The 22,993-nt window shown below is 54.4% G+C and carries 27 protein-coding genes; 9 read left to right on the top strand and 18 right to left on the bottom strand.

The window, feature by feature from the left end:
* The first annotated feature begins 86 nt into the window (after positions 1 to 86).
* Positions 87 to 578, top strand: coding sequence for an REP-associated tyrosine transposase (locus SK62_RS22695; RefSeq protein WP_047719365.1), 492 nt, complete (start codon positions 87 to 89; stop codon positions 576 to 578).
* A 91-nt stretch (positions 579 to 669) separates the two neighbouring features.
* Here the strand turns inward: SK62_RS22695 and SK62_RS12390 are convergent, their stop codons facing one another.
* The 3 genes from SK62_RS12390 to phoP all read right to left on the bottom strand — a co-directional run bounded on the left by SK62_RS12390 (position 670) and on the right by phoP (position 4,018).
* The gene (locus SK62_RS12390; protein ID WP_017384706.1) at positions 670 to 1,791 is read right to left on the bottom strand and encodes a ribosomal protein uL16 3-hydroxylase; all 1,122 of its coding nucleotides are present in this window, start codon (positions 1,789 to 1,791) and stop codon (positions 670 to 672) included.
* Between the two features lie 91 nt (positions 1,792 to 1,882).
* A complete protein-coding gene (gene phoQ / locus SK62_RS12385; RefSeq protein ID WP_015570801.1) occupies positions 1,883 to 3,346 on the bottom strand; it encodes a two-component system sensor histidine kinase PhoQ in 1,464 nt (487 codons plus the stop codon).
* Entirely contained in the window at positions 3,347 to 4,018 is a 672-nt protein-coding gene (phoP, locus tag SK62_RS12380; protein WP_026094318.1) for a two-component system response regulator PhoP, read from the bottom strand. It lies immediately after the preceding gene.
* Between the two features lie 389 nt (positions 4,019 to 4,407).
* Here phoP and SK62_RS12375 point away from each other — a divergent pair, with 389 nt between their 5' ends.
* Positions 4,408 to 4,800 (top strand): hypothetical protein, encoded by a 393-nt coding sequence (locus SK62_RS12375; protein WP_168928031.1) that lies wholly within the window; start codon positions 4,408 to 4,410, stop codon positions 4,798 to 4,800.
* Between the two features lie 86 nt (positions 4,801 to 4,886).
* On the opposite strand, the gene purB is transcribed toward SK62_RS12375, so the two are convergent.
* From purB to rluE, 5 genes are read right to left on the bottom strand one after another with little or no spacing between them, the layout of a single operon-like run.
* Positions 4,887 to 6,257: an adenylosuccinate lyase gene (gene purB / locus SK62_RS12370; RefSeq protein WP_023305884.1), complete on the bottom strand. Its 1,371-nt coding sequence runs from the start codon at positions 6,255 to 6,257 to the stop codon at positions 4,887 to 4,889.
* Positions 6,258 to 6,276: 19 nt separating this feature from the next.
* Positions 6,277 to 6,906 carry a high frequency lysogenization protein HflD gene (hflD, locus tag SK62_RS12365; protein ID WP_006809213.1) on the bottom strand — a complete coding sequence of 210 codons (630 nt, stop codon included), beginning with the start codon at positions 6,904 to 6,906 and terminating at the stop codon, positions 6,277 to 6,279.
* 27 nt (positions 6,907 to 6,933) lie between these two features.
* Positions 6,934 to 8,046: a tRNA 2-thiouridine(34) synthase MnmA gene (mnmA, locus tag SK62_RS12360; RefSeq protein WP_047719366.1), complete on the bottom strand. Its 1,113-nt coding sequence runs from the start codon at positions 8,044 to 8,046 to the stop codon at positions 6,934 to 6,936.
* A 40-nt stretch (positions 8,047 to 8,086) separates the two neighbouring features.
* Positions 8,087 to 8,560 (bottom strand): NUDIX hydrolase, encoded by a 474-nt coding sequence (locus tag SK62_RS12355; protein ID WP_032619915.1) that lies wholly within the window; start codon positions 8,558 to 8,560, stop codon positions 8,087 to 8,089.
* A complete protein-coding gene (gene rluE, locus SK62_RS12350) occupies positions 8,560 to 9,222 on the bottom strand; it encodes a 23S rRNA pseudouridine(2457) synthase RluE (protein ID WP_017693618.1) in 663 nt (220 codons plus the stop codon). Before rluE ends, SK62_RS12355 begins: the two co-directional genes overlap by 1 nt.
* A 117-nt stretch (positions 9,223 to 9,339) precedes the next feature.
* Here rluE and icd point away from each other — a divergent pair, with 117 nt between their 5' ends.
* Together icd and SK62_RS12340 are read left to right on the top strand one after the other, a co-directional pair.
* Positions 9,340 to 10,590, top strand: a complete 1,251-nt coding sequence (icd, locus tag SK62_RS12345; protein ID WP_003857898.1) for an NADP-dependent isocitrate dehydrogenase — start codon at positions 9,340 to 9,342, stop codon at positions 10,588 to 10,590.
* A 75-nt stretch (positions 10,591 to 10,665) separates the two neighbouring features.
* Positions 10,666 to 10,911 carry a YmjA family protein gene (locus SK62_RS12340; protein WP_022650806.1) on the top strand — a complete coding sequence of 82 codons (246 nt, stop codon included), beginning with the start codon at positions 10,666 to 10,668 and terminating at the stop codon, positions 10,909 to 10,911.
* A 4-nt stretch (positions 10,912 to 10,915) separates the two neighbouring features.
* On the opposite strand, the gene SK62_RS12335 is transcribed toward SK62_RS12340, so the two are convergent.
* Together SK62_RS12335 and yncL are read right to left on the bottom strand one after the other, a co-directional pair.
* On the bottom strand, positions 10,916 to 12,415 hold the full coding sequence (locus SK62_RS12335; protein ID WP_017693617.1) for an EAL domain-containing protein: 1,500 nt from the start codon (positions 12,413 to 12,415) through the stop codon (positions 10,916 to 10,918).
* A gap of 124 nt (positions 12,416 to 12,539) precedes the next feature.
* Entirely contained in the window at positions 12,540 to 12,632 is a 93-nt protein-coding gene (yncL, locus tag SK62_RS22920) for a stress response membrane protein YncL (RefSeq protein ID WP_071524166.1), read from the bottom strand.
* A 369-nt stretch (positions 12,633 to 13,001) separates the two neighbouring features.
* On the opposite strand from yncL, the gene SK62_RS12330 reads away from it, so the two are divergent.
* The gene (locus SK62_RS12330; RefSeq protein WP_003857896.1) at positions 13,002 to 13,250 is read left to right on the top strand and encodes a GlsB/YeaQ/YmgE family stress response membrane protein; all 249 of its coding nucleotides are present in this window, start codon (positions 13,002 to 13,004) and stop codon (positions 13,248 to 13,250) included.
* A 53-nt stretch (positions 13,251 to 13,303) separates the two neighbouring features.
* On the opposite strand, the gene yoaJ is transcribed toward SK62_RS12330, so the two are convergent.
* The 3 genes from yoaJ to SK62_RS12320 are packed head-to-tail and all read right to left on the bottom strand — an operon-like array spanning position 13,304 to position 14,551.
* Positions 13,304 to 13,378 (bottom strand): protein YoaJ, encoded by a 75-nt coding sequence (gene yoaJ, locus SK62_RS23250; protein WP_015570794.1) that lies wholly within the window; start codon positions 13,376 to 13,378, stop codon positions 13,304 to 13,306.
* Complete coding sequence (locus tag SK62_RS22910) at positions 13,379 to 13,477, bottom strand: YoaK family small membrane protein (RefSeq protein ID WP_015570793.1); 99 nt, start codon at positions 13,475 to 13,477, stop codon at positions 13,379 to 13,381.
* A 45-nt stretch (positions 13,478 to 13,522) separates the two neighbouring features.
* Positions 13,523 to 14,551 (bottom strand): sensor domain-containing diguanylate cyclase, encoded by a 1,029-nt coding sequence (locus tag SK62_RS12320; protein ID WP_047719368.1) that lies wholly within the window; start codon positions 14,549 to 14,551, stop codon positions 13,523 to 13,525.
* Positions 14,552 to 14,862: 311 nt separating this feature from the next.
* On the opposite strand from SK62_RS12320, the gene SK62_RS22685 reads away from it, so the two are divergent.
* Positions 14,863 to 15,117: a putative hemolysin gene (locus SK62_RS22685; RefSeq protein WP_045341642.1), complete on the top strand. Its 255-nt coding sequence runs from the start codon at positions 14,863 to 14,865 to the stop codon at positions 15,115 to 15,117.
* Between the two features lie 80 nt (positions 15,118 to 15,197).
* Positions 15,198 to 15,503, top strand: coding sequence for a hypothetical protein (locus SK62_RS12310; RefSeq protein WP_015570790.1), 306 nt, complete (start codon positions 15,198 to 15,200; stop codon positions 15,501 to 15,503).
* On the opposite strand, the gene SK62_RS12305 is transcribed toward SK62_RS12310, so the two are convergent.
* Positions 15,504 to 15,848 (bottom strand): DUF488 domain-containing protein, encoded by a 345-nt coding sequence (locus SK62_RS12305; RefSeq protein WP_015570789.1) that lies wholly within the window; start codon positions 15,846 to 15,848, stop codon positions 15,504 to 15,506. It abuts the gene before it with no gap.
* A 151-nt stretch (positions 15,849 to 15,999) separates the two neighbouring features.
* On the opposite strand from SK62_RS12305, the gene SK62_RS12300 reads away from it, so the two are divergent.
* A complete protein-coding gene (locus tag SK62_RS12300; RefSeq protein ID WP_047719369.1) occupies positions 16,000 to 16,707 on the top strand; it encodes a CTP synthase C-terminal region-related (seleno)protein in 708 nt (235 codons plus the stop codon).
* A 31-nt stretch (positions 16,708 to 16,738) separates the two neighbouring features.
* Here the strand turns inward: SK62_RS12300 and SK62_RS12295 are convergent, their stop codons facing one another.
* A complete protein-coding gene (locus tag SK62_RS12295) occupies positions 16,739 to 17,926 on the bottom strand; it encodes a CynX/NimT family MFS transporter (RefSeq protein WP_017384696.1) in 1,188 nt (395 codons plus the stop codon).
* 99 nt (positions 17,927 to 18,025) lie between these two features.
* Between SK62_RS12295 and SK62_RS12290 the strand changes: the two genes are divergently transcribed.
* Complete coding sequence (locus tag SK62_RS12290; RefSeq protein WP_017384695.1) at positions 18,026 to 18,817, top strand: AraC family transcriptional regulator; 792 nt, start codon at positions 18,026 to 18,028, stop codon at positions 18,815 to 18,817.
* On the opposite strand, the gene SK62_RS12285 is transcribed toward SK62_RS12290, so the two are convergent.
* The 3 genes from SK62_RS12285 to SK62_RS12275 form a co-directional block, all read right to left on the bottom strand.
* Complete coding sequence (locus tag SK62_RS12285) at positions 18,801 to 19,247, bottom strand: DUF441 domain-containing protein (RefSeq protein ID WP_017693614.1); 447 nt, start codon at positions 19,245 to 19,247, stop codon at positions 18,801 to 18,803. The genes SK62_RS12290 and SK62_RS12285 overlap by 17 nt on opposite strands.
* A 106-nt stretch (positions 19,248 to 19,353) precedes the next feature.
* A complete protein-coding gene (locus SK62_RS12280; protein WP_017693613.1) occupies positions 19,354 to 21,390 on the bottom strand; it encodes a glycoside hydrolase family 31 protein in 2,037 nt (678 codons plus the stop codon).
* 15 nt (positions 21,391 to 21,405) lie between these two features.
* Entirely contained in the window at positions 21,406 to 22,737 is a 1,332-nt protein-coding gene (locus SK62_RS12275) for a glycoside-pentoside-hexuronide (GPH):cation symporter (protein WP_047719370.1), read from the bottom strand.
* Positions 22,738 to 22,993 lie beyond the last annotated feature (256 nt).

The raw sequence follows: 22,993 nt of genomic DNA, 5'->3' as shown, positions 1-22,993 counted from the left end.
GCGGCTACGCCTTACCCGGCCTACGGGTGCAATATGTAGGCCGGGTAAGGCGTAGCCGCCACCCGGCACATGAACAGGGAGTTCAAATGTCAAACTACCGCCGCCACAACATCCCCGGTGGGACCTGGTTTTTCACCGTCAATCTGCAAAACCGCCAGAGCGATTTACTTACTCGCCACATCGACAGCCTGCGTTCCGCTACCGCCACGGTTAAGCGTGCGAAGCCCTTTACCATTAACGCCTGGGTTATCCTGCCTGAACATATGCACTGTATCTGGACCCTGCCGGAAGGAGACAGTGACTTTTCAGCGCGCTGGCGCGACATCAAAAAAACGTTTAGCCGCAACATTGAAATGCGCCACGTCTGGCAACCGCGTTTCTGGGAGCACACTATTCGCAATGAGCAGGATTATCGGCGGCATATGGATTACATCTACATCAATCCGCTGAAGCATGGCTATGTCGGGAAAGTCGTCGACTGGCCATATTCAACATTTCATCGGGACGTGCGGGAAGGGTTATATCCGGCAGACTGGGCGGGTGAGATTGAGGATTTTGCGGCGGGGGAGCGGAAGTAAAACAAAGCCCGGTGGCGCTTCGCTTACCGGGCCTACGGGTGCAATATGTAGGCCGGGTAAGGCGTAGCCGCCACCCGGCAAACATCATGGCTCAGTCCTCAAAAAACCAGTACCCGCTGTTCACCAGCGCGGCCAGCATGGCGAGGAAGGAGGGATCGTCCAGTGCGTCGCCAAAGGTATCCGCAGTCAGCACCATATGGCTGGCAATCGCTTCCAGCGCCGGGCGATGCGGAGAGTCCAGGCGCTCGCCGTTGACGAATACCTCTTCGCCAATGCGCAGTACGCGTAATCCGCCCAGCCGAACCAGCTTATCGCCCTGCTGGAGCGCATCATAAATTTCATCTGCCTGATACGGCGGCTCTGGCGGTGCGACGTCCAGTTCGTGACGCGACTGGCTGATAAACTCGCCAAACCACTGTCTGAAGTGCTCCGGTTCATTGATCAGATCCAGCATCATCCCGCGCAGCTTATCCAGCTCCTCTGGCAGAATATCCGCCGGGTGCTCACGCGCCGGAACATCCGGATCGCTGTAACGGTAGCTGCCCAGCTCACGCTGTAAAACATAGTCAGCAAATCCGCTGATCATCTCGCGCCCGCTTGGCGCGCGGAAACCAACCGAATAGTTCAGCGAGTTTTCCAGGGAATAACCTTCATGCGGGAAGCCCGGTGGGATATAAAGAATGTCACCTGGCTCCAGCTCTTCATCAATGATCCCTTCAAACGGATCAACCTGAAGCAGATCCGGGTGCGGGCAGTGCTGCTTCATTGGCACTTTTTCGCCCACGCGCCAGCGACGGCGCCCGGTACCCTGAATGATAAACACGTCGTACTGATCCAGATGCGGACCCACGCCGCCACCGGGAACGGAGAAGGAGATCATCAGATCGTCCATTCGCCAGTCTGGCAGGGCGCGGAAGGGACGCATTAAGGCTGCGGTGGGTTCGTGCCAGTTGTTGACCGCCTGCACCAGTAAAGACCAGTTGTTTTCGCCCAGGTGATCGTAGCTTTCAAAGGGACCGTGGCTGACCTGCCATTTCCCGTCCTGGTGGCTCACCAGACGGCTGTCTACCTCGTTTTCCATCGCCAGACCAGCGAGTTCGTCAGGAGAAATAGGGTCGATAAAATTGCTGATCCCGCGTTTAAGAACGACCGGGCGTTTTTGCCAGTAACGTTCAATAAATTCGGGCCAGTTAAGCGTTAATTGATAATCCATATTTTTGTATTCCGCAGGCTCTTACTGAGACGGATTATAACGGAAGCACCGCCCCCTGACTGCGAGATCCGCGTATTTTTCACATTTCGGGTCAACTATCGTTCGATACGGGATGCTGGCGGCCAAAAATGACTTCCATACGGGCACCGCCCAGCAAACTTTCACCGGTTTCAATCTTGCCCTCGTACTGATCGACGATTTCCCTGGCGACGGATAATCCGACGCCCTGGCCTGGCCGCAGCGTATCGGCGCGCTGGCCGCGATCGAACACCACTTCGCGTTTATTACGGGGAATACCAGGACCATCATCCTCAACGATAATATGCAGTTCGTTATCCGTTACCCGCGCGGATACCTCGACAAACTCCAGACAATATTTGCAGGCGTTATCGAGCAGGTTTCCCATCACTTCCATAAAGTCATTTTTCTCACCGACAAAGCTGATTTCCGGTGAGATATCCAGACTGATGTTGACCCCTTTACGCTGGTACACCTTGTTCAGCGCAGAGGTGAGGTTATCCAGCAGCGGGGCTACCGGGTGCAGTTCACGGCTCAACAGGGCGCTTCCGGAACGCATGCTCGCGCGGTGCAGGTAATAGCCGATCTGCTGTGAAATACGGCTGATTTGTTCCAGCATCACCGGCTCGGCGTCATCCACGCTCATTTTCGAACTGCGCATGGAACGCAGGGTACTCTGCATCACGGCCAGCGGGGTTTTCAGGCTGTGCGTAAGGTCGGTGAGCGTGGTGCGATACTTGTCGTAGCGTTCACGTTCGCTTTTCAGCAGTCGATTGAGGTTGCGCACCAGGCTGGTCAGCTCACGGGTGGTCTCCGGGTTGAGCTTCTCGCGGTGATGTTCCTCCAGCTCGCGCACCTCTTTGGCAAGGGATTCAATCGGGCGGAGGCTCCACCATGCAGCAACCCACAGGAGAGGGATCACCAGCAGCAGGTTGGCAGCCAGAACATACACAAACCAGTTCCAGACCATATACGAGCGTTTCAGCTCAACCGGTATGGTATCGATCACCACAATGGTTAACTGCGGCATGTTCAGGGTGGCGGGGTAAAGGTTGATGGCCACAGAGTGGGTCATCTCCGTGTCGTCATCTTCGGCACGGATCTCATTAAGCTTGATCTGTAAGGCGCGATCGTCACGCAGCAGGCTGCTGGTGGAGTTGAGGTCGGCTTCTATTTCATGAAAACCGTTGGTTTTCAGCCATTCCGGACGGATGCGCTTTTTCAACCACGGGACATCGCGCTGGGCCCACAGCAATTTCCCTTTTTCATCATAGATCAGCGCCAGCGTCGGGCTCTGCTGATTCAGGTTTTCCGGCATCTCGACGGTGATTCGGTTGTTCTCCCACTTCGCCAGGGTATAAAACAGGTTACTTTCGCCGCGAAGCAGGCGGAAGGTGGTTTTATCGAAGCTCACGCTATAACCGACCAACGCCACCATCCCGTAAGAGAGCGACAGCACCAGCACGACGGCGGCGGTTGCCAGCAAAAAGCGAACCCGCAGCGAAAGGGGTAAAATGTGGCGCAATATCCCTTTCATTTAGCGTAATTCGAACAGATAGCCCTGACCACGCACGGTGGTGATCACGTCATGCGGGTACTGCGCCTGAATTTTTTTACGCAGGCGACCCATCAGTACGTCAATGGTGTGGCTTTCGCGCAGCTCGGCATCCGGATAGAGCTGAAGCATAAGGGAATCTTTGCTCACCACTTTACCGTTGTTACGGATCAGCGTTTCCATGATGGTATATTCGAATGCGGTCAGCTTGATCACTTCATCATTAATAGAAAATTCGCGGCGAGAGAGGTCCACCTGGAACGGCGGCAGAGAGATAACCTGTGACGCCAGCCCGCTGTTGCGGCGCAGCAGCGCCTGCATACGCGCAGCGACTTCTTCAATATGGAAGGGTTTGGTCACGTAGTCATCCGCGCCAGCGCTCAGGACTTCAACCTTGTCCTGCCAGCCTTCGCGGGCAGTCAGCACCAGCACCGGCAGGGAAACATCATGGCTACGCCAGCGGCGGATAAGGGACAATCCGTCTTCATCCGGCAGCCCTAAATCGACAATGGCGATGTCCGGCAGGTGTTCATTGAGATAATAATCGGCCTCTTTTGCGTCTTCAGCATCGTCCACCTGATGACCCATCTCCTGAAGTTGAACTTTCAGGTGATGACGTAGCAATGCGTTATCCTCAACAACCAGTACGCGCATCATCACTTCTCCCTTTATAAATGGTATGAATAGTTTAACGCTGATTATTCAGGTTGACACCAGCGCGATGAAATTAATGATTTTTTCATGCTTCCGAACACAGAGGGCATGACGCCAGGCGCGGGTAATATAAACGGACTTGTTATCGCAAGCTTCCGCAATCCGGATAAAACAGCCATCCGTTTATGAACTGTTGAAGGCGAGTCGCTTTTTGACAGAACGGCATACCAGTTTTGTAAAGATTGCCCTTTTTTTTGTAAGGATGTTCTCACTATGTCTGTCTTTGTCTACGCTTATTTTATGGTGCGAAATTAGATTTGCATAAGATGTGCCAGAAAAGCAGCATTTTTACACAACAAAACAGCAATATAGCGAGTAAAGAGGATTTTATGGAATGGAAGGTTGTTGAGACTATTGCGAGCCCGGAAAGCGGAACCATTTTTTGCAAAGTTGAAACACAGTATGGCCTGAATTATATCCTGTGGTTAAAGGGAGATTATTACGTTCGTACAGGTGAAATCATCACCACCTCAAACCAGGGGATCCTGATTAACGATCGGCGCCGCAGAGTATGGATAGCGCAGGCAATGCCCTTTACATCCATAGGCTGGATGGGGTTCAAACAGAAAAACGCGTGTCCAGGCAACCGACAGGAAATGGATCGCCCGTGCACGGCTGAAACCCCGTGCCAGTTCAAACTGTGCCCGTTCGGCTTAAAACGGTATATACCGGAAAGTTATTCCACAGCGAAAATTAACAATCAGCCTGACGGCAGGCTTTAATCACGGCAAACAGGGAATGTAATGTAAAAACATCGGCTCGATGATGAAAAGCAGCCCCCTTTCCGGATGGAAAGGGGGAAGGGCGATTACTTCAGCTCGTCAACCATAGTAATGGCGCGGCCAATGTAGTTTGCCGGGGTCATCTCTTTCAGGCGCGCTTTTTCTTCTTCTGGCAGCGCCAGACCGTCGATAAACTGTTTCATACCTTCAGCATCAACACGTTTACCGCGGGTCAGCTCTTTGAGTTTCTCGTACGGTTTTTCGATGCCGTAACGACGCATCACGGTCTGAATCGGCTCCGCCAGCACTTCCCAGTTGTGATCCAGCTCGTCCAGCAGACGGTCGCGGTTAACTTCCAGTTTGCTCACACCTTTCAGGGTGGACTGGTAGGCGATCAGCGCGTAGCCAATACCTACGCCCAGGTTACGCAGCACCGTGGAGTCAGTCAGATCACGCTGCCAGCGAGATACCGGCAGCTTGCTCGCCATATGCTGCAACACGGCATTCGCCAGACCCAGGTTACCTTCGGAGTTTTCAAAGTCGATTGGGTTCACTTTGTGCGGCATGGTGGACGAACCGATTTCCCCGGCGATGGTCTTCTGCTTGAAGTGGTTCAGGGCGATGTAACCCCATACGTCACGATCGAAGTCGATCAGGATGGTGTTGAAGCGCGCAATGCAGTCAAACAGCTCGGCGATGTAGTCGTGCGGCTCAATCTGGGTGGTGTACGGGTTCCACTGGATCCCCAGAGAGGTCACAAACTCTTCGCTGAACTGGTGCCAGTCCACTTCCGGGTACGCGGCGATGTGGGCGTTATAGTTACCCACCGCGCCGTTGATTTTGCCGAGGATCTCAACCTGCTCCAACTGACGATACTGGCGTTCCATGCGGTACGCCACGTTCGCCATCTCTTTACCCATGGTGGATGGGGTTGCTGGCTGGCCGTGAGTACGGGACAGCAGCGGAATGTCGCGGTATTCCACGGACAGCGCTTTCACCGCATCAATGATTTTACGCCAGTAAGGGAGTACCACCTCTTTCCGCGCGGTAGAGAGCATCAGCGCGTGAGACAGGTTGTTAATATCTTCAGACGTACAGGCGAAGTGAATAAATTCAGATACCGCGTGCAGGGCAGGGACGCTTGCCACTTTCTCTTTCAGGAAGTATTCAACCGCTTTCACGTCGTGGTTGGTGGTGCGTTCGATGGTTTTAATGCGCGCGGCATCTTCTTCGCTGAACTCAGCAACGATTTTATCAAGGTAATCGTTTGCCTTTGCGTCAAAAGCAGGAACTTCCTTGATTGCTGTCTGGGCGGCCAGCTTTTGCAGCCAGCGTACTTCAACCTGAACACGGAACTTCAGCAGGCCATATTCGCTGAAGATCCCGCGCAGCGCGCTGACTTTATCGCCGTAGCGTCCATCGACAGGGGATACGGCGGTCAGTGAGGATAATTCCATAATTCGCAACTCCGGGAGGTTAACAATGAGCAAGAATTTGTTTTGCCTGAGTCGTCAGGCGATGACGAGAAAACATTAACTGAAGGCGGCCACCGCCGACCTGTTGCCACAGCACGGCGGCACGGATGCCTGCCAGCAGCGAAGCGCGTACCTTCGCCTGTACCTGTGGGCTTTGCAATACGGCAGGCGAACCGGTGACCTGAATACGCGGGCCGAGCGGGCTAATCACGTCAACGTAGATACCGGCCATCGCGCTGAGCAGGGTCTCAGACTGGAGGTCAAAGTGGTCGAGCTGGCGCTGTAGCCCGGCGATGCGGTCGCCCAGGGTATTCATTGCGCCTTTTGCCGCATTAAGCTTACGTTCCAGCACCATCAGGCTTAAGGTGTAGCGGGTCAGTTCCGCGTTCAACCCCTGACGGTTGCTGGCGTTGAGCACGCCGAGCAGAGTTTCAAGACCGAGACGAAGATTGGTTTCACTGCCGCCAAAGACGCCCAGCGTGGAGCCTGGGTTAAGATCGATAACGCTGTTGAGTGAAACGTGCAGGGCATCAGCGTCGCAATGACCCTGATGCGCCAGCTGTTGCACCAGACGGGCTGACTGGCAAATTCCCGCCAGCGCCAGGGTGATGTCGTAATAGTTCTTCGCCACACGGTCTCCTTTATGTGTGCAAACGGTTTAAACAGCAGGCAGCGGCAGGCGCTGTTCAATGATCCCACCGCCGAGGCAAATTTCGCCGCGGAAGAAAACAGCAGACTGGCCAGGGGTAACGGCGGAAACCGGCTCGTCGAAACGCACGTCAATGCGATCGTCATCCAGTGCGGTTACGGTGCAAGGGATGTCCGTCTGGCGGTAGCGCGTTTTCACTGTGCAGCGCAGCGTGCCTTTCAGCGGCTCGCGATCGACCCAGTGCAGCTGTTGCGCGATCAGTCCAACGGACATCAGGCGCGGGTGGTCGTGACCCTGAGCCACAACCAGAATATTGTTTTCGACGTCTTTGTCGACCACGTACCACGGATCTTCGCTGCCCTCTTTGGTGCCGCCGATTCCCAGACCTTTACGCTGGCCGAGAGTGTGGTACATCAGCCCCTGGTGCTGACCAATCTCGTCACCGTCAACGGTGACGATTTTGCCCGGCTGTGCAGGCAGGTAGCGCCCCAGGAACTCGCGGAATTTACGCTCGCCGATAAAACAAATACCGGTGGAGTCTTTTTTCTTCGCGGTGATCAGATCCAGATCTTCAGCAATCTTACGCACTTCCGGCTTTTCCAGCTCGCCGACCGGGAACAGGCTCTGGGCAATCTGTTCGTGGCTCAGCGTATAGAGGAAGTAGCTCTGATCTTTGTTGCCGTCCAGGCCGCGCAGCAGCTGGCTTTTGCCATTCACATCCGCGCGACGCACGTAGTGGCCGGTCGCAATGTAGTCTGCGCCCAGGTCTTCTGCGGCGAATTCCAGGAAGGCTTTGAATTTGATCTCTTTGTTGCACAGGATATCCGGGTTTGGCGTGCGGCCCGCTTTGTACTCTTCGAGGAAGAGTTCAAAAACGTTGTCCCAGTATTCTGCGGCAAAGTTAACGGTGTGCAGTTCGATGCCGAGCTTATCGCACACGGCCTGCGCATCGGCGAGATCCGCAGCGGCAGTGCAGTATTCCTCGCCATCGTCTTCCTCCCAGTTCTTCATGAACAGGCCCTCCACCTTATAGCCCTGTTGCTGCAACAGGTAGGCGGAAACGGAGGAATCGACACCGCCGGACATGCCGACGATTACTTTTTTCTGGCTGTTATCTGACATGGAATACTCACGACATTGAACTTCAAGGCGGCGTATTCTATCACGCCCCCCCACCATTGACACCCTCTGTAAACGGCCAGTTAAATTCTGCAATGACATCCAGCGGCAGGCGCGCCGCAGACTGCCAGCAGCGGATGCTTTCCGCCACCAGCGGCGAACGCAGGTTTGGCGCGTTCAGGATCTCCTCGGCAGTCACCCACAGGCAGCGATCGATATCGTCGTCGTGCGGTTCAGTGGCGCACGTTTCGTTAAGTTCAACGGCGAATAAGAAGCGCAGGAAAGGCGTCTGGTCAGGCGCTATCCACTGATGCATACGGATAAAATGCTGCGGTTCGGCGCGGATACCCGTCTCCTCCCACAGCTCACGGGCTGCCGCCTGGCGTAAGGTTTCATTGGCTTCAAGATGCCCGGCAGGCTGGTTCCACAGCGCTTTGCCGTTGATGGTCTCTTCCACCACCAGGAATTTCCCCTGCGCATGGACCACGCAGGCGACCGTAACATGAGGTTTAAACATCAGTTCTCCTTAGGGGTAACATCCCGCCATTCCCCGTTTGCCAGCGAGTCCAGCGTGTAGCTGCCCATGGCATAGCGAATGAGTCGCAGGGTAGGGAAGCCCACATGCGCAGTCATGCGCCTGACCTGTCGGTTGCGGCCTTCATAAAGGGTGATTTTAAGCCAGCTGGTGGGAATGGATTTCCGCTCACGAATCGGCGGGTTGCGCGGCCATAGCCACTCGGGTTCATTCACGCGCTCAATACCAGCCGGCAGGGTGGGACCGTCGTTCAGCGTTACGCCGTTACGCAGTTTTGCCAGCGACGCGTCGTCCGGCTCGCCTTCAACCTGCACAAAGTAAATTTTCCCGGTACGCTTGCCCGGCTGAGTGAGCCTGGCCTGGAGCACGCCGTCATTGGTGAGCACCAGCAACCCTTCGCTGTCACGATCCAGACGTCCCGCCGCGTACACTCCCTGAACGGGAATAAAGTCCTTCAGCGTGCTGCGCCCGGCCTCGTCGGTAAACTGTGGCAATACATCGTAGGGTTTATTGAACAGTATGACCCGCGTTGGCTGGGGTTCTGGCGTTCTTCTGGTGGCTTGTCGTGAGCTGAATCGCTCAACCCGGTGTTTTCTAAAAGAAGTTTTCGTCATGGTATTTTCAGGCGTTATCAATTGCCGCATTATAGCCTAATAACGAAGACCTTTCATGGCGTCGGACAATCAGGTACTATCGGAAGGCTCATTACAATTTATTAACATAAGATCAGTAACAACCAGAAGCGCTCGAAGGAGAGGTTAATGGAAAGCAAAGTAGTTGTTCCGGCGGAAGGTAAAAAGATCACCCTGCAAAACGGCAAGATTAACGTTCCTCACAACCCGATTATCCCGTTCATTGAAGGCGACGGTATCGGCGTAGACGTTACCCCGGCAATGCTGAAAGTGGTTGATGCCGCTGTTGAGAAAGCCTACAAAGGCGAGCGTAAAATTTCCTGGATGGAAATTTACACCGGTGAAAAATCGACTCAAGTTTATGGCCAGGACGTCTGGCTGCCAGCCGAAACGCTGGACCTGATCCGCGACTATCGCGTTGCTATCAAAGGCCCTCTGACCACGCCAGTTGGCGGCGGCATTCGCTCCCTGAACGTGGCGCTGCGTCAGGAACTGGATCTATATGTGTGTCTGCGTCCGGTGCGTTACTACCAGGGCACCCCAAGCCCGGTTAAGCACCCGGAACTGACCGACATGGTTATCTTCCGTGAAAACTCAGAAGACATCTACGCCGGTATCGAATGGAAAGCGGACTCTGCTGATGCAGAAAAAGTGATTAAATTCCTGCGCGAAGAGATGGGAGTGAAGAAAATTCGCTTCCCTGAGCATTGCGGCATCGGCATCAAGCCATGCTCCGAAGAAGGGACCAAGCGTCTGGTGCGTGCCGCCATCGAATACGCTATCACCAACGATCGTGACTCTGTGACCCTGGTTCACAAAGGCAACATCATGAAGTTCACCGAAGGCGCGTTCAAAGACTGGGGCTACCAGCTGGCGACCGAAGAGTTCGGCGGTGAACTGATCGACGGCGGCCCATGGCAGAAAATTAAGAACCCGAACACCGGTAAAGAGATCATCATTAAAGATGTGATTGCCGATGCGTTCCTGCAACAGATCCTGCTGCGACCTGCTGAGTATGACGTGATCGCCTGTATGAACCTGAATGGTGACTACATCTCCGATGCGCTGGCCGCGCAGGTGGGTGGTATCGGTATCGCCCCGGGCGCGAACATCGGTGACGAGTGCGCCTTGTTCGAAGCAACTCACGGTACTGCACCTAAATACGCAGGCCAGGACAAAGTCAACCCAGGCTCTATCATTCTGTCCGCAGAGATGATGCTGCGTCATATGGAATGGTTCGAAGCCGCAGACCTGATCGTTAAGGGTATGGAAGGCGCGATTAACGCGAAAACCGTCACCTATGACTTTGAACGTCTGATGGAAGGCGCTAAACTGCTGAAATGCTCAGAGTTTGGCGACGCGATTATCGCGAACATGTAATCCACTCGCTGGGTTAAATGACAACGGGAGCCTGAGGGTTCCCGTTTTTTATGCACACAACACGGAAACAACGCTATGACCCATGATATCCCGCTCAAGTATTATGACATCGTCGACGAGTATGCGACTGAAACGGCGAAACCGGTAGAAGAGGCAGAGCGTACGCCGCTGGCACACTATTTCCAGCTGCTGCTCACTCGCTTATACAACAATGAGGAAATCAGTGAAGAGGCGCAGCGGGAGATGGCTGTCCAGGCGGAGATAGACGAAGCGCGCATTGACGATATTGCGAACTTCCTGAATCAGTGGGGCAATGAATAACGCGTCATCGCGCTGAGTCTGCCAGCAGCCTGGCGAGGTCGTGCCGGGTTAGCGACTTTGAAAAGTACCAGCCTTGTACGAGGGCATCGGGGTATCTCTGCGCGATGAACTGATATTGCGTTTCGCTTTCAACCCCTTCAAAAACCAGGGTTTTGTGCAGTTTAGCGAGCGCGTCGCTGAAGATCACCAGGATATCCTGTTTATAGTGCTCGCTGATGCCGTCCACTAACGACTTATCCACCTTGATTTCGTCATATTTGAGATTTGAGAGCCTGGCCAGATTAGAGTTTTGCACACCAAAATCGTCTATTGAAATTTTGACGCCTGCCGATTTAAGCTCCTCACAAAACACTTCAAGGATGGCCGAGGTGGAAACGCCATTCTCAGATAACTCAACTTTGATTAACGATAAGGGAATCGCGTTCTCTGAGCATGCATAACGTAATACCGCCAGGAATTTGCCGTCTTCAATTTCCGTCCGGCCAACGTTCAGTGAAATCATTAACTGATGTTCAGCGGCCAGCGCGGCAATTTCCGCCAGGGATTTCTTTATCATGTTCTGATAATAAACGTTATACAGGCCAATTTTTTTAATTAACGGGATAAACAGCTCAGGAGAAACCTCTTTGTGATTGTTATCCTGCCATCTTGATAACACTTCAACCCCGACGATTTTCTTATCAGCAACCCGAATAACAGGCTGAAAATGAACGCTGATGGTATTCGTTTTTACCGCTTTGACCAGCGTTCGTTCCAGAGAACGTCGGTCTTCATAAAGTCGAAGAGAAAACAGCGTCAGGGATACCCAGATAAAGTATAAAAACAAGCACAGAAGCACCATCACTACGTGGGAGAGCGAAGCCAGTCCGGCATCATGGTGTGTGACGGTAACGCACAAATCCCAGCGTGTACTGCACTCTGTCACAGCCAGCGTAAATAACAGAGACTGTAAGCGGCTGAAGTTTTCTGATGGCGGCGTAACGGTGAAAAAGGTGCGGCCGAAATCTTTAGTGGAAGAACGAAGCGAATAGTTGGCGGTAACGGGGGCAAATTTATCGTAGGCTGAACGGGAGGTGAAGATAATAAGGTGGTTATAGATTGTTGCATTGCCGACAAAGAAATCTTTCTGCGAAAACTGCGCCAGGCTGAATCCGTTCTGGGTATTATGCAGCTCAGAGGGAAGGGCGATGGGATTTGCCAGCTTGCCCCAAAACGCGGTGCAGGTGATTTTCCCCTTTTCAATAAACCCCACATCGGCGAAATAGAGACTTCGCATCTTTAATTTTCGGTAGACGTTCAGACTGGCGCTATCGCATCCCTGCGCGGAGGTATTTTTAAGCGTACTGGCGATATTTTGCGTTAACTCTTCAGAATAGCTTAAGAGCGTGTGGGAGATCTCCCTCTGCCGGTTCTTTTGCTGCTCAGCGATAATGGCGTTAACCGCATACAGCGACAGGACGACCATAAAGGTTGAGATGATAGCAACGGCAATGGCCTTCTTCATTTTCCTGTTGTCCCACCACGTCCTGAGGTGCAGGGATCTTAACACAGGTCATAAAAGCTACAAGTATGAGAGTTGAGGCTGCACGGAATCGAAAGGAAAGCCACCATGCCAGGCTCCTTTCATCTCAGAACCACTCAAACCGTGTTGAGAGCAGTAGCAGTAACGTACTGGCAGAAACAAGATTAAGGCAGATGACAAACTTGCTTGATACGTTCATGTTATCAACGTTTTTGTTGTTCAGTAGCCACAGAGAATAGCGTTTCACCTCCACTGAAGAAACGCCAGATTTTGGTGGGTTCGGGCAAAAAAAAGCCCACTCAAGAGTGGGCAAGAAATACTGGAAGCAATGTGAGCAATGTCGTACTGAATACCTGAGTGATTTGCTCAACTATTCAGTAATGAGAAAGATAATCTTTCTCAGTAAAAGATGCAACCCCACGATGAGTGTGGAACGGCATTTTTTTACTGCTCATATTTTAATCAAACAAACCGTGTGATTCTTATCACAAATTTCCTTTCTCAGATCCTGTGCTATCCTTTTCTGTGTCGTTGATTTAATGACAAAAACCATACAGAGAGGAAAGCTATGGGAATTTTATCCTGGATTATCTTTGGGCTGATTGCGGGGATCCTGGCGAAGTGGATTATGCCGGGCAAAGATGGCGGCGGTTTCATCGTCACGATCATTCTGGGGATTGTGGGTGCAGTCGTCGGTGGCTGGATCAGTACCCTGTTCGGCTTTGGCAGAGTTGATGGCTTCAACTTCGGCAGCTTTGTCGTCGCGGTGATTGGCGCGCTGGTTGTTCTGTTTATCTACAGAAAAATCAAAAGCTAAATCTGACCTGTGTTAAAAAAGGCTGCCTGACGGCGGCCTTTTTACTTTGGGCGTTACCACCAGCCTAACTGCGTACCGGCGACGGCCACGATGGCGACAATCAACATGATGATGGTCGTTTTTCTCATTTAAGCCCCCGGCGCGGCGTAACCGCCAAGGAAAAACCAGCCTAAAAACACCACCGCTGTGATAAAAATAACCACCGGAAAGAGGATCCCTATTCTCATGCCATCACCTGTTTGAGTTTGTATAAGGCCGTAGAGTGTACGGTTTTAATCTAACGCGACAAAGCCTGTTTTGCTTTTTCCTTTTTTATCCTGATACATCGCGAGGTCTGCGGTGCGCAGGGCGCTATCTTCATCCGTGCTGTGAGGATCAACAATAACGACGCCAAGGCTTGCGCCGGGATAAAGAATAGTGGCATTGCCTAACCCGTATTCGCCCGCAATAAGACCATTGAGGCGGGTTTTGATTGCGTTGACCTCTGTACTGGCGTCGCCATCATCGCTGTGACTCAGGCTGGCAACCAGAAATTCATCGCCGCCGAGCCGGCCAATAATCTCATCCTGCGTTTGCTCGTGAGTCAGCCGCTTGCCGACCTGTACGAGGAAGCGATCGCCCGCCTCATGCCCGTACTGGTCATTGATTCGCGTGAAATCATCGAGGTCAATAAAGGCCATCATGACGTTGCGGTTAAGATGGCGCGCCAGTGAGAACAGGGTGGTAAGGTTTTCAAAAATGGCGCGACGATTCGGCAGGCCGGTGAGGGCGTCGGTGTAAGAGTGAGCAATGAGCGCCGCATTTGCTTCGCGAAGCTGAAGCACAAGCGACTCTTTCTGAATGTACTGACCAATTAAACCGGCAAAGAGTCTGATCACCTGCTCGCCACGCTCGCTGAACTGTTTCTGTGCGGTGCTGGCAGCGCAAAGCGTGCCATACAGAGAACCGTCAGCCAGGTGAACCGGCACGCTCATATAGGTTGTAATGCCCAGTGCTTTGGCCGCTTCACACTCCGGCCAGCGGTCGGGCACCTCGTTACTGAACAACGTGTCGCTGTCGATGGCGCGCTTACACAGTGTTTCGTCCCAGGGCACGCTGAACCCTTCCGGGATCTGCATTTGCTTGCTGTTACGGGCATATAAAATGTGCTGCAAACGCGCATTGATATCGACTTTCGTCAGGTAGGTTGATTCCATATCCGTCACAATTTCCAGCATTTCCAGTAGCTGACGCACCAGACTGTCGAGAGATTGCTCAGTGGAGAGGGTTTCTGAAACACGGGCAAGAATGATATCTGACATGAGGCAGGATGACTCCCATGCAGAAGACCTCTGTATCTGCATGTTATGCTGCAAATATAGACTCCGGTCATAGTAAAACATGAACAGGATTAATTTTATAGATTCTTCTGAAGGCAGATGAGGGGAAGACTAAAAAAAGCCCCGATGTTGAGATCGGGGCAAAACATCTTGATTACGGAATGATGTTCTCTGGTCAGTGTGAGAACAGGCATCACTATAAGGGGGAATCGTGCAGGTTTAATGGAGAAATCATGGAGAAAACGGCGATGACCCGTTACTCTGACATTTTTACACCCTGAAGGATCATGATAATGAAATATCTTCTCCTGGCGCTGGTTTTACCGCTGGCCGCCTGCTCAACAAAGACAACCCCTCCTGATGCGCCTCAACCGCCGCACGCTATTGGTATGGCAAACCCGGCGTCAGTGTACTGTCTGGAGAAAGGGGGAGAGCAAATCCCTGTTCAAAGCCCGCAGGGCGTACGTACCGAGTGCAAATTGCCAGACGGGGAAGTGATCGATGAATGGGATCTCTACCGCCGCGATCACCCGCAACCGACCAGATGACAACGGCAATAAAACTGCGATACACTTCTCTTTAGGATTATTCTTAGCCAGTTTCTGGCAGTACTTTTGCGAGAAGAAGTATGTTTCAGTTAAAACCGGGCAGCATGGCGATGATCGTGGGTGCGCGTACGGCGGCAGGCCGTCGAAATATCGGTAAATCCGTCGAGCTGTTTGGACTTTGTCAGCCGGGCCAGCGTTTTGTGAACCCGGTTAACGGCGTCATGACGCAATTACCCGCCACGTCAGCGCGTGCGCTGTGGCTGGTCACCGGTGATGTTTACGCCTTTGATAATCAGCACGGTTTTGCGTTTGTTCGCCCGGAACATCTGATGCCGCTTACTCCCGACGAGATGCCACACAACGTGGATGAGCTGGCGATCGGTTAATCACAGTTTACGCAGCCAGTCCGCCAGTACCTGCGCGTGATTCTGCTCCGTATTTTTCGCCCCATAGAGTAGCGTCACGGTCTGCTGTTTGGCGAGAGCCGCCAGGCGTTTGCCTTCATCCGGATGCTGCGCCAGCTCTTTACGATAGGCTTCACTGAACGCGGTGAAATCTATCGTTTCACTGTGAAAAGCTTTTCGCAGTTCGCTGGACGGCGTTAGCGCTTTACACCACTCGTCACAGGCGAGGTCGGTCTTTTTTATCCCTCGCGGCCAGAGTCTGTCGACCAGGATCCGGTAACCGTCTTTTGAGGTCGCCTGCTCATACACGCGTTTACATTGAATCATGGGTCCTCCTCATTTCCTTACGACGTTCTGCAAGAACACTATAGCACCCGGCTTTTATCCACCCAATTTAAGGTATTGTGATAATTGCAAAAGATCGGTAGTCTGAGGTTCCTTATGTTATCTGAAAATCCTCCGGCATAAGGAATCTCTGATGGAACTCTCCCCGGTTAAAACGACGCTGCGCATTGCGCTGGTTGGTGATTACAATCCCGATGTTATTGCGCACCAGGCGATCCCGCTGGCGATTGACGACGCCGCTGCGGTTCTGGAGCTCACCGCTGATTATGACTGGCTCGCCACGCCTGAGCTGACCAGCCCCGAAGACCTGGTCGGGTACGATGCCATCTGGCTGGTACCGGCAAGCCCGTATAAAAACACCGAGGCGGCGTTTATTGCGGCCCGTTACGCGCGTGAGAACAGCATCCCCTTTCTCGGCACCTGCGGCGGGTTCCAGCATGCGCTGATTGAGTATGCGCGTAATGTACTGGGCTGGCACGATGCAGGCCATGCCGAAACCGACACCCAGGGAAGGATGGTAATTGCGCCGCTGACCTGCTCGCTGGTGGAAAAAACCGACGCGATCGAGCTGCGGAATAACACGCTGATTGCTAAAGCGTATGGCAAGCCGGAAATTCAGGAGGGGTATCACTGCAATTACGGAGTCTCACCTGAGTTTGCCGACCAGCTTGAGCGGGGCGACATGCGCGTAACGGGCTGGGACGAGCAGGGCGAGATCCGCGCGGCAGAGCTGGTAACCCATCCTTTCTTTGTCCTCACCCTGTTCCAGCATGAGCGGGCCGCGCTGCAAGGGCGCCCGGTCGTGCTGGTACAGGCCATGCTGCGGGCGGCGCAGGGATAAAAAAAGCAGACCTCCGGGTCTGCCTTGAATGTCAGCGGGGTGTGATCTCCCGGTCACGCCCGGCAAGCATACCGCATAACGCCATCACCACCGCGGCCAGCGCGCAGGCGAGCAGCGGAATGCGCCAGTCTCCGGCGGTATCATGAATTTTCCCCATCAGCGGTGGGCCACAGGCCGCCAGAAGATAGCCAATCGACTGTGCCATGCCGGAGAGCGCCGCGGCCTGATGGGCCGAGCTGGCGCGCAGCCCGATAAACGTCAGGCCGAGGATCATGGTGGCGCCGGAGCCAAAGCCAAACACCAGCGTCCAGACGACGGCCAGCCCCGGCGCGAACCAGAACCCGGCCGCGCTGACGGCGCACATCAGGGCGACTAGCCCGGCAATGCCACGCTGATCGTTAAGACGGTGCAGGATCAGCGGAATGGCGAGACCGGGAACCGCGGTTGCCAGCTGGAGAAGCCCGTGCATGGAGCCAGCCTGCGTTTCGCTGTAGCCATGGCTAAGCAAAATCGCGGGTAACCAGCCGATAATGACGTAGTAAATCAGCGAGTTAATGCCCAGAAAAAGCGTCACCTGCCAGGCGAGCGCCGAGCGCCAGATAGCCCGATTGTGCAGCGCGCCCGCTCCGGTCAGGGTGGCGGCCGGCTTCTGGCGCCATTGCGGTAACCACAGCAGCAGCGCCACCAGCGGGAAGAACATCAGCATCAACAGCGCCCCGTGCCAGCCACCACTCCCCAGCGACAGCGGGACGATCAGCGCCGACCCTGCGGCAGCAGCGGCTCCCATCGTCAGCGAATAAGCCCCCGTCAGTTTTGCGACCTGGCCCGGAAAATCACGTTTGATTAAGCCAGGTAGCAGGACATTGCCCAGCGCAATCCCACAGCCCACGATCGCCGTACCGATAAATAGCAGCGAGGCCGACGGCAGCGAACGTACGCCAATCCCGATGCAAATCAGCAGCAGAGCGATAAAAAGGCTGCGCTCCATGCCCAGGCGCCGGGCGACGCCTGCGGCAAGGGGAGAGATAAAGGCGAAGGCCAGCAGAGGCAGCGTCGTGAGCAGGCCGGTTTGCGCCGTGCTTAAGCCATAGTCCTGTCGGATGGTATCGAGCAGGGGGGCGACACCGGTAAAGGTGACGCGCAGCGTCGTGGCAATCATCAGGATGCCTGCAATCAGCAGCGCACCCTGTTTCCCGGAAGGTTGAATAGCAGTAGTCATTATTGTCTCTTACGTTCAGGCGAGCGCATACCATACCGATTTAAGTCGTGGTTGAAATCAGGCTAAAATGACAGTTTATCGCTAATATCGGACAACTTTATGTACGGACTGGGGCTCGATGGCTACGATCCCGATAGCCAGCACGACGCGGCGGTGGCCTTTCGCATCCGCGTGGTGGCACAGGAACAATATATTCCGCTGCATCAGCACCGCAAAGGGCAGCTGATTATGGCGCTGGGTGGCGCGATCACCTGTGAAGTGGAGAACGCGATGCTGATGGTGCCGCCCCAGTATGCGGTGTGGATCCCGGGACAAACGCCGCACAGCAACAAGGCGACGCCCGGCGCGCAGCTCTGTCTGCTGTTTATTGAACCCGGTGCGCTCGAATTGCCGACGCGTACCTGTACGCTGAAAATATCGCCCCTGGTGCGGGAGCTGGTGCTGGCGCTTGCGGACAGGTCACGGGAGGAACTGCCTCTTCCCGCTACCGGAAGGCTGGTTGACGTCCTGTTTGATGAACTGCCCCTGCAACCGCAGGAGCATCTACAGCTGCCGGTATCTCCGCATCCAAAAATTCGCCTGATGAGTGAGACCATGGCAAACGAACCTGCCGCCTGGCAGACGCTGGCGCAGTGGGCCAGCCACTTTGCCATGAGCGAACGCAATCTGGCGCGGCTGGTGGTGAAAGAGACTGGCTTGAGCTTTCGCCGCTGGCGGCACCAGCTCCAGCTGATTGTCGCATTGCAGTTTTTGATCGGCGGAAAGTCGGTTCAGCAGGCGGCGCAGGCGCTGGGGTATGACTCCACCACCGCCTTCATCACCATGTTTAAGAAAGGACTGGGACAGACGCCCGCTCGCTATATCGCCAGCCTGACTACGACTTCCCGATAAACAGCGAAACCAGTCCGGCAGCAATCAGCGGGCCAACCGGCACGCCACGAAACAGCGCCACGCCTAACACGGTGCCCACCAGCAGCCCGGCCACCAGTGAAGGCTGGCTGCTCATCAGCGTCACGCCGCGCCCGCCAAGCCATGAGACAAAAACGCCCACCGCAATCGCCACCAGCGATTTCCAGTTTACAAAGGAGTGCAGCAGCGTTGAGGCCGGTAGCGTTCCGCTGGCAATCGGGGCCATCACGCCGATGGTCAAAATAATGATCCCGATGGTAAGCCCCTGTTTTTCTATCCACGGGAAGAAGGTATTCAACGGTGTGACGCGAACAATGATCAGGACCAGAATGGAAATCGCGACGGTGGTGTTGTGGCTGACAAAACCCAGAGCAGCCAGGGTCAGAAGTATGAGCAGAGTAGGGTCGAACATGACGGGATCCTTGCCAAAAATAGTAAGCCTGCTTACTTTACGCGCAAACGCGACGGCAGGCAGGCTTTACTGAAAAAATTGTCTATTTTTGGGCACTTGCCTGACGTCAGTCCACCAGCTGCTGGATAAGCGGACTCCCTTCGCGGATAAACACCGGGATGGTTTCCAGCGCCGCAGGCACCCGGATATGCTCCCCACCGGCGTAGCGCTCACCGTTGAGAGCGACCCAGCTATTGCCCGTCGGCAACCAGACATCGCGCTCACGCTGACCGGCCTGCATAACCGGCGCCACCAGAAGATCTTCGCCAAACAGATACTGATCTTCACACGCCCAGCTCTGCTTATCCTGCGGATAGTGCCAGAACAGCGGACGCATGAGCGGGTCTCCGTGCAGATGAGCCTGCTGGTACAACGCGTCAATATACGGGCGCAGGGTTTCGCGGACGGTAAGCCAGTGCTGCATGATGGCGTAATTCTCTTCTCCGTAACTCCACAGCTCATTAGGCGAACCGCTGTTACACTGAGGAATGCCGTCACGGTAGCGCTCCGGGGGCTGGATCTGCGGTTCGCGATAGCCGTGCATGCGCAGAACCGGTGTAAACACCGCCCACTGGAACCAACGGATCAGCAATTCGTGGAACGCCGGGTCGTTAACGTTCCCTCCCTGGAAGCCACCGATATCGGTTGTCCACCATGGGATCCCCGCCAGCCCCATATTCAGTCCCGCGGCGAGTTGATTGCGAAAAGCATGGAACGAGGAGTGGACATCACCCGACCACGCCAGCACGCCGAAGCGCTGGCTGCCTGCCCAGGCGCAGCGTACCAGGTTAACAATGTCGGTTTCACCATTTGCCTGGAGCCCATCGTAAAAGCCCTGCGCAAAGTCACGCGGGTAGCGATTACCCACTTCCAGCACCGGACCGGCGTGGTAGCGATAGTTGTCAAAATCATAGGCGCGGTATTCCGGTTCGGCTTCGTCCAGCCAGAACAGCTTAATGCCCATGTCGTAGTAATTTTTCTTCACCGTATCCCAGACGAATTTCCGCGCCTCAGGATGGGTCGCATCAAAGAAGGTGGTATTGCCCATAAAATCGAGGTTGACCTGCACGCCACGTTCACTGCTGACCAGCCAGCCTTTGGCTTTCATCAGCGGGTAGAGAGGGCTGCGCGCCTCTACCGTTGGCCACACCGACACCATCAGCGCAATACCCATTTCGCGCAGCTCGTCGACCATCCCTTCAGGATCGGGCCAGTCTACGGGGTCGAAGCACCAGGTGCCCTGATTCGGCCAGTGGAAAAAGTCGATGACCATCACCGACAGCGGCAGATTACGGCGGCGATACTCCCGCGCAACCTCCAGCACCTCCTGCTGGGTGCGGTAGCGTAATTTGCACTGCCACAGCCCGCTGATAAACGCCGGGGCGGAGGGCGGAGTACCGGTGGCTTTCACATACTGGCGGGTGATATCCGCCACCGTGTCGGCGGCGGTGATCCAGTAGTCCATTTCTCCTGTGACGCGGGCGCGCCATTCCGTCTGATTTTTTGCAAAGCTGGCTTCACCAATCGCCGGGTTGTTCCACAGCAGGCCATAGCCAAGGCTGGACTGCATAAAGGGCACGCTGGCCTGGGAGTTGCGCTGTGCCAGTTCCAGCGTACAGCCTTTCAGATCCAGCCACGGCTGTTGATACTGACCCATGCCATAGATGCGTTCATCCGGACGCGATTCAAACCGGACGGTGAGCTGATATTTCCCCCCCATTAGCGGCTTAAATTCGCGGCCATCCAGCTTCAGGGCGCTGACATATTTATCCTGGCTCTTCTCGCTGGCACCGATACCCACCGTTGAACGCTGGCGCCACATCTCTTCCAGCAGCAGTTCGCCGCGCTGATTGTAGAAGGCCAGCTGACCTTTAAGGTTCAGCGTCGCGGTAATATTGCCGTTGCGCAGCGTCAGGCTTTCCGCTTCGGCGACAATCTCAGCCTGGCAAGGGGCGGCGGGCAACAGTGCCTGTAAGGCGTCATCAAAAGTCGGGGAGCAGGTGGCCCTGACGCGCAGGCTGTTTTCACCCCACGGTTCAATACGCAGGATCTGGCGTTCAAAACGCCATTCGATACTGTTGGAATGTTGGATCAGCTCACTCATGGAAAACGCGTCCTTCTAAACAGGGTGTTTGGCAAGATGGATGGATTGCATTGTGCTGTCGTCGAGCTTGTACCAGCGCAGCGTGGCAAACGCGCAGAGTGACAAGACGCCAGGCACGACGGTGAAGAGGGCGATGATGCAGTACATGGCCGTGGTGGTCTGTTCCGGGGCGTTGGCGACATAGCCGCTTAAGCCCAGCGTCCAGCCAACAATCGCGCCGCTGATCGCCATTCCCAGCTTGAGTACGGCGAGGAAGGTGGAGAAGATCACGCCGTCCATGCGTTTGCCCTGTTCCCATTCGCCGTAATCGGCGACGTCCGCCATCATTACCCACATCAGCGTGGTGGTGGCCTGGTAAAGGGTGGAGACGATAAACGTCATGGGCACCAGAATAAGCACTGACTTAGGCGCAAAGAACAGGGCGATGCTGAGTACCCCCGCCAGTACGGAACAGTATCCAAACATCTGCACTTTGCTGACGTTCTGCGTCAGACGTTTGGCCAGCGCACTGCCTGCGGCTTTCCCGAGAATATGCGCCCCGAGCATCCACATAAAATAGCTTGCGCTACCGAGATAATAAGTGACGAAATACATCATTGCGCCAAGGCGAATAACGCCAAAACCAATGTTGGTTAATACCAGGACGGCGACAACCCGCCATTGGTCGTTTCGTAATAAATCCCGCAGTTCCGCAAGATAATTATTGTGGGTGGCGGGAGCCTTAATACGCTCGCGCGTATTGGCGAAGCAGATCCAGAACATGATGACCGCGATGGTCGCCATAATGGCCATCGCCCAGCGGTAGCCCAGTAATTTATCATCGCCGCCTAAAAACTCTGCGAGCGGCATCATAAAGAATGTCGACAGCGCGCCACCCAGCGTGGCCAGGAAAAAACGATAGGACTGGAGGGAAATTCGCGCATCGTTGTCGGGCGTGATCACCGCGCCCATGGAGCAATAGGGAATATTGATTGCGGTATACATCAGCATCATCAGGGTATAGCTGACGGTGGCGAAAATCATTTTACCGTGCAGATCGAGCGACGCCGGAACGGCGTAGGTCAGCAGACAACTTGCGCCAAAGGGCAGCGCCAGCCACAGCATCCAGGGGCGGAATTTGCCCCAGCGCGTGCGCGTCCTGTCTGCGATATAGCCCATCGCCGGGTCTATTATGGCATCGGCGGTTCTCGCCAGAAGAAACATGGTGCCCACGAATGCGGCAGGTAGCCCCACCACGTCCGTATAGTAAAACGTCAGAAAAATAATGACGTTATCCAGCCCAATATGGCTCGCCATATCGCCTAACCCATAACTGATCTTTTCTTTACGGGTAATTATTTCGGTCATTGTATTCACCTTGCCAGTGTAAGGTTTATTTTTGAGGTGCTCCGTAAACAGGGTTAACCATGATGAAAAGGTTAACAATTGCGAGATCTGGCATCGGGGTTACGTAAATTTCTTTTCGTGATACCGGTAACAAATAAAGTATTTAAACAGTGACTTTATACGGGGGAGGATAGTTAACAGCGAATCGTTTCAGCGAAAAAATAGTTATTTCATGGACGCGTCATTGTCATTTAACTGTCATTGTGCGGGGGTAAAA

Source organism: Enterobacter sp. BIDMC109, assembly GCF_001037885.1.
Lineage (GTDB): Bacteria > Pseudomonadota > Gammaproteobacteria > Enterobacterales > Enterobacteriaceae > Enterobacter > Enterobacter hormaechei_C.
Note: the sequence above shows the minus strand (reverse complement) of the source record. Positions and strands in the feature narration are given on the sequence as shown.